The sequence below is a fragment of the Cellulomonas hominis genome (assembly GCF_901521055.1).
GTDB classification, from domain to species: domain Bacteria; phylum Actinomycetota; class Actinomycetes; order Actinomycetales; family Cellulomonadaceae; genus Cellulomonas; species Cellulomonas endometrii.
On the sequence record NZ_CABEGA010000052.1, the window covers coordinates 21,929 to 28,556 of the forward strand.

Annotated in this window: 3 protein-coding genes; 2 read left to right on the forward strand and 1 reads right to left on the reverse strand. The window is 72.1% G+C overall.

What is annotated here, in order from left to right; translation table 11 throughout:
• Positions 1-21: 21 nt before the first annotated feature.
• On the reverse strand, positions 22-2,628 hold the full coding sequence (gene clpB, locus KJP73_RS14135) for an ATP-dependent chaperone ClpB (RefSeq protein ID WP_213283507.1): 2,607 nt from the start codon (positions 2,626-2,628) through the stop codon (positions 22-24).
• 680 nt (positions 2,629-3,308) lie between these two features.
• On the opposite strand from clpB, the gene KJP73_RS14140 reads away from it, so the two are divergent.
• Together KJP73_RS14140 and KJP73_RS14145 are read left to right on the forward strand one after the other, a co-directional pair.
• The gene (locus KJP73_RS14140) at positions 3,309-4,961 is read left to right on the forward strand and encodes a glycosyltransferase family 2 protein (protein ID WP_213283508.1); all 1,653 of its coding nucleotides are present in this window, start codon (positions 3,309-3,311) and stop codon (positions 4,959-4,961) included.
• Positions 4,954-6,628: glycoside hydrolase family 26 protein (locus tag KJP73_RS14145; RefSeq protein WP_249669398.1), on the forward strand; the 1,675-nt coding region annotated here is incomplete at its 3' end. The genes KJP73_RS14140 and KJP73_RS14145, both read left to right, overlap by 8 nt.

The window sequence follows — 6,628 nt, forward strand, 5'->3', positions numbered from 1 at the left end:
GGTGGCCTGCTCAGGCACCCGTCAGGCCCGGGCCAGCTCCAGCCCCGCGGTGTCGTCGGCGGACCGGGTGACCCGCACGGTGTCCCCGTCCTTGACCTCGCCGGCGAGCAGGAGCCGCGCGAGGCGGTCGCCGATCTCCCGCTGCACCAGCCGGCGCAGCGGCCGGGCGCCGTACGCGGGGTCGAACCCCTCGATCGCCAGCCACTCCCGGGCGGCCGGGTCGACCTCCAGGGTCAGCCGCCGGTCGCGGAGCCGCGCCGCCAGGGACTCGACCTGCAGGTCGACGATCCGGGTGAGCTCGTCCAGCGACAGCGCGTCGAACAGGACGATGTCGTCGAGCCGGTTGAGGAACTCCGGCTTGAACGCCTCCCGCACCGCCCCCATCACGGCGTCCCGGCGCGACGCGGGGTCGAGCACCGGGTCGACCAGGAACTGCGAGCCGAGGTTCGACGTCAGCACGAGGATGACGTTCCGGAAGTCGACCGTGCGCCCCTGGCCGTCGGTGAGCCGGCCGTCGTCCAGCACCTGCAGCAGGATGTCGAACACCTCGGGGTGCGCCTTCTCGACCTCGTCGAGCAGCAGCACCGAGTACGGGCGGCGCCGGACGGCCTCGGTGAGCTGCCCGCCCTCCTCGTAGCCGACGTACCCCGGGGGCGCCCCGATGAGGCGCGCGACGGAGTGCCGCTCGGCGTACTCGGACATGTCGATCCGCACCATGGCGCGCTCGTCGTCGAACAGGAAGTCCGCGAGCGCCTTGGCGAGCTCGGTCTTGCCGACGCCGGTGGGCCCGAGGAACAGGAACGAGCCGGTGGGCCGGTCGGGGTCGGAGATGCCCGCGCGGGAGCGCCGGACGGCGTCGGACACGGCGGCGACCGCGGCCTTCTGGCCGATCAGGCGCGCGCCGATGACCTCCTCCATGCGCAGCAGCTTCGCGGTCTCCCCCTCCAGGAGGCGCCCGGCGGGGATGCCGGTCCACATGGCGACGACCTCGGCGATCTCGTCGGGGCCGACCTTGTCCGCGATCATCGGCGCCTGGTCCGACGGCACGGTGCCGGAGCCGGCGCGCTCGCGCTCCTCGGCGGCGGCGATCTCCTGCTCGACGGCCGGGATCTCGCCGTACTGGATGCGCGCGGCCGCGGCGAGGTCGCCCTCGCGGAGCAGCCGGTCCGCGGTCGATCGCAGGTCGTCGAGGCGCGCCTTGAGGTCACCGACCAGGTTGTGGCCGGCCTTCTCCTTCTCCCAGCGCGCGGTGAGCCCGGCGAGCTCCTCGCGCCGGTCCGCGAGGTCGGCGCGCAGCTTCTCGAGCCGCTCGCGGGAGGCGGGGTCGTCGGCCTCGGACAGCACGACCTCCTCCATCTCGAGGCGGGTCACCGCGCGCTGCAGCTCGTCGATCTCGACCGGCGAGGAGTCGAGCTCCATGCGCAGCCGGGACGCGGCCTCGTCGACCAGGTCGATCGCCTTGTCGGGGAGCTGCCGCCCGGTGATGTACCGGTCGGAGAGCGTCGCGGCGGCGACGAGGGCGGCGTCCGCGATCGTCACCTTGTGGTGCGCCTCGTACCGCTCCTTGAGGCCGCGCAGGATCGCGACGGTGTCCTCGACGGACGGCTCGCCCACGAACACCTGCTGGAACCGGCGCTCCAGGGCGGGGTCCTTCTCGATGCGCTCGCGGTACTCGTCCAGGGTGGTGGCGCCGACCAGGCGCAGCTCGCCGCGGGCGAGCATGGGCTTGAGCATGTTGCCGGCGTCCATCGCGCCCTCGCCGCCGGCGCCCGCGCCGACGACCGTGTGCAGCTCGTCGATGAACGTGACGACCTCGCCCTCGGAGGACGTGATCTCCTCCAGGACGGCCTTGAGGCGCTCCTCGAACTCGCCGCGGTACTTGGCGCCCGCGACCATCGCCGCCAGGTCCAGGGACACGAGGCGCTTGCCGCGCAGGGACTCCGGGACGTCGCCGGCGACGATGCGCTGCGCGAGCCCCTCGACGACGGCGGTCTTGCCGACGCCGGGCTCGCCGATCAGCACCGGGTTGTTCTTGGTCCGGCGGGACAGGACCTGGATGACGCGGCGGATCTCGGAGTCGCGCCCGATGACCGGGTCGAGCTTCCCGTCGCGCGCCCGCTGCGTCAGGTCGACGCCGTACTGCTCGAGCGCCTTGTAGGTGCCCTCGGGGTTCGGGCTGGTCACGCGCGCGGACCCGCGCACGGACGGCAGGGCGGCGGCGAGCGCGTCGCGGGAGGCGCCCTGGGCACGCAGGGCGTCGGCGACGCCGCTCTGGCCCGCGGCCAGGCCGAGCAGCAGGTGCTCGGTGGACACGTAGTCGTCCCCGAGCGTGCGCGCCTCCGCGGAGGCGGCGTCGATCGCCGTGGCGGTGGCCCGCGAGGCCGTCGGCTGGGCGACGCTCGACCCGCTCGCGGCGGGCAGGTTCACCAGGATGGCGCGTACGGCGCGGCCCAGCGCCCCGCGGTCCGCCCCGACCGCGTCGAGCAGGCCGTTCGCCACGCCGCCCTCCTGGGCGAGCAGCGCGTTCAGCAGGTGCGCCGGCTCCAGCTGCGGGTTCCCGGCGGCCGACGCCTGCTGGATGGCATCGCCGATCGCCTCCTGCGACTTGGTGGTGAGCTTCGCGTCCAACATCCCCTCCGTGCATCGGTCCGGGCCGGCGGGTGACCGCACGGCGCGCTGAGTCTCACGTGTCCCATGGCCGGGACACCCGGTGCAACCCTCGCGAAGTTGAGCCTATTCCGCTCAACTCTGCGCGTCGACCGCAGGTCAACGGTGGACCGCGTCGACCGCTGAACCGATGACCCCATGTCATGTCCAGTCCTGACTCTGACGTCTCGTCATCACAGGTTGTGACCATGTTCACGGAACGGCTCGCCGCCGCGCGGGACCCGCAAGGGGCTGGTAGGCGCGCTGAGCAGGGGCTCGACCCCCGTGCCGGGAACGTCCCGCGATGTCTGACTTGCACGACTGTGATCTGCGCAAATGCGGACATTCCGGACGATGTCTGAGTGATCAATCTCACAATGAGCGACGTATTCACCTGCAGGGAGTTGCGTCGCCGCACCGCGCCCCAACACTCTTGGACCACTCGACCCGAGGGCATGACCGCTCCACCCGAACGACCCCAGACGCCACGTCGCCGCCCGTCCCAACGGGTGACGGCACCGCCCCCCGTCCACCGCCTCAGTCACAGCGATCGCGCCGCCCGGCCGCCGGGCACGGCCCCCGGCCCACCCGCGATCCCCCCGTCCTTGCCGCGTCACCGTCGCCGCTGGCTCCACCCGTTCCATCCAGCGCCGAGGTGAGCGATGTTCATCTTCATCCTGCAGATCCGGCACATGTTCGACGACAACGCCGAGCTGTACCTGTTCACGATCTTCTCCGGGCTCGTCTGGGCCCTCTGGCTGCTCAAGGTCGGGCTGTCCCGCCGGTACCGGCCGTGGACCGCCGAGCACCACGAGACCACCAGCGTGGTCGTCCCCGTCGTCGACGAGCCCCTCGACCTGTTCCGGGACGTGCTCACCCGCGTGACCGAGCAGCGCCCCGACGAGGTCATCGTCGTCATCAACGGCGCGCGCAACCCCGGCCTGGAGGCGGTCTGCGAGGAGTTCGCCCCCCTGGTGCGGTGGGTGCACACCCCGATCCCCGGCAAGCGCAACGCCGTGAAGATCGGCACGGAGATGTCGAAGTACGACATCACGGTGCTGCTCGACTCCGACACGGTCTGGACCCCCGGCACGCTCCCCGAGCTGATCAAGCCGTTCAAGGACGCGAACGTCGGCGGCGTCACCACCCGCCAGCGCATCCTCGAGCCCTCGCGCTCCTGGATCACCCGCTGGGCGGACTGGCTGGAGAACTCGCGGTCCCTGTACTCGATGCCCGCCCAGTCGGTGCTCGGCCAGGTCGGCTGCCTCCCCGGGCGCACCATCGCGTTCCGCCGGCACATCCTCATCAAGGTGATGGACGACTTCATGAACCAGCGGTTCATGGGCGTGTTCCTCGAGGTCTCCGACGACCGCACCCTGACGAACCTCACGCTCAAGCAGGGCTACCGGACCGTCTACCAGCACACGAGCCTGGTCTACACGGACGCCCCGCTGCAGGTGAAGAAGCTGTTCAAGCAGCAGCTGCGCTGGGCCCGCGGGAGCCAGTACAACACCCTGCGGATGCTGCCCTGGATGCTGGGGCACGCCCCGATCCTGTCGATCTTCTTCCTGACCGACATCCTGCTGCCGTTCCTGCTGTTCGGGACGATCGCCGGCTGGATCTACCGCTCCGTGAGCGGCACGGGCGTCAACCTCTACGAGGCGATGCTCGAGACCTACGGCGCGCAGGCCGGCTGGTTCTGGGTGATCGCGCTGATGGTCGTCTCCTCCGTGCTGTCCATGGCGATCCGCCAGATCCGGCACCTGCAGGAGGTCCCCGGCGACTTCTTCCGGCTCCCGGTGTTCATCATCGTCTCGACGTTCTTCCTGATGCCGATCCGGCTGCTCGGCTTCCTGCGGATGGCCCACGCGTCGGGCTGGGGCACCCGCGCCGGCGCCTACGCCGGTGGCGACCCGGGCCAGTCGGCGGACACGGACCAGGAGCAGGACGCCCGCTCGCTGGAGGCCGAGCTGGACCTCATGTCCCGCGCCGCGCCGGTCGACGTGGTCGACCGCGGCACCTCCCCGGTGAACCCGTTCCCGTCCCAGCGTGACCACGGCGGCGAGCCGGGCACCCCGGTCCCGCTCGTCACCGGCCACACCGTGCTGGCCGCGGACGGCACCGAGGCCGCGGGCTCCCAGGTCCTCACCGAGACCGCGCCCGCCCCGGCCACCGCGACCCTCGCGGACATCTCGCGGCGCCAGAACCGGGCCGCCGCCCCCGCCCCGACCCGCCGACGGCTCAACCCGCTCGCGGCCATCCCCTACGGGATCGCCGTGGTCCTGTTCGCCCTGGAGGCCCTGCTCTATGTCTGAGACCCCGACCACGCACACCGGCAAGCACTGGTGGGCCCCGACCATGGGGCGGATGAGCGCGCGAGCCCGCATGGGCACCGCGGCCGTCATCGTGGCCCTGCTGGCCGTGACCCTCGTCGTGTGGAACACGCCCGCCGTGTCCTCCATCGTCAACGCCGAGGCGGACGAGCCCACCGCGGCGGAGCTCGCGCTCCAGCGGCGCAACGACGAGCTCGAGGGCCAGCTGCAGGCCAGCCGGTCCCAGGCCGAGGCCCTGCGCGACGTCCTGGCCGACGAGCAGGCGGCCCGCAAGAAGGGTGAGGCGGACGGCGCCGCGGCCCAGGCGCAGCGCGAGGCCGACGCGGCAGCCGCGGCGGCAGCCGAGGCGGAGGAGGACGCGAAGGGCTCGTCCTCCGGCACGAAGAAGTCGTCCTCGTCGTCCTCGCGGCGGACCACGAACGCCTCGACCGGCGGCGGCAAGCCCAACAACCCGGGCAAGCCGGCCGTGTCGAACCCCTCGACCCCGCCGTCCAGCCCGGCCAAGCCGTCCGCGCCGTCCAAGGCGGCGCTCGTCGACCCGGCCTCGCGGTACTTCGGGATGTACACGGAGCAGGCGCCGTTCAGCTGGTCGACGTTCGACGCGGCCGCGACCGACGTCGGCCGCAGCCAGAGCATGGTCGGCTACTTCGGCGGCTGGGACGAGAACTTCCGCGCCAACGCCGTCACCCGGGCCTGGGAGCGCGGCATGCTGCCGATGCTCACGTGGGAGTCCCGCCCGATCGCCTCGAAGAACGACGTGGTCGACGAGCCGGCGTACAGCCTGCCGAAGATCATCGCCGGGGACTTCGACGCCTACCTGACGAAGTACGCCCAGGACGTCGCCGCGACCGGCCTGCCGCTCGCGATCCGCCTGGACCACGAGATGAACTCCACCTGGTACCCGTGGTCGGAGCAGACGTCGTCCGGCGCGCCGATCAACGGCAACAACGTCGGCGACTACGTGAAGATGTGGCAGCACGTCCACGACATCTTCGAGGCCAACGGCGCCAACCAGTACGTCATCTGGGTCTGGTCGCCGAACATCGTCAACAACCTGCCGGCCGCGTTCCAGGACCCGGCGTTCCTCCAGGCCCTCTACCCCGGCGACGCGTACGTCGACTGGGTGGGCGTCTCCGGCTACCAGCGCCCGCCGTACAAGGCCGACAACACCTCGACCTTCGACTACACCTACGGCCGCACGCTCGACCAGCTCCGGTCGATCACGGACAAGAAGATCCTGCTGGCCGAGGTCGGCGCCTCCGAGATCGGCGGCACCAAGCCGGCCTGGGTGACGTCCTTCTTCCAGGGCTTCGACCCCGGCGCGAACGACGACGTGATCGGCTTCGCGTGGTTCAACCTCGCGGTGACCACGTACGTCGACGGCGAGCTCGCCACGAACGACTGGCGGGTCGACTCCCGGGCGAACACCCTCGAGGCGTTCCGCGCCGGCATCGCCGACCCCGCGCGCCGGTTCGGCGGCACGGTCCTGGCCTCCGCGGCCGGCCCGACGCCGCCGCCGTCGCCCGAGGGCGCGGTCGACGCCCAGGCACCCGCCGCCACGCCGGAGCCGGCCGTCGCACCGCAGGCGGCGACCGCCCCGGAGCCCACCCCGGCCCCGACGCGGTGGGCGTCGGGGCCGGGGTGGGCTC

Coding starts and splice junctions, on each gene's coding strand:
- KJP73_RS14140 (WP_213283508.1), top strand. CDS start 3,309: ATGTTCATCTTCATCCTGCAGATCCGGCACATGTTCGACGACAACGCC.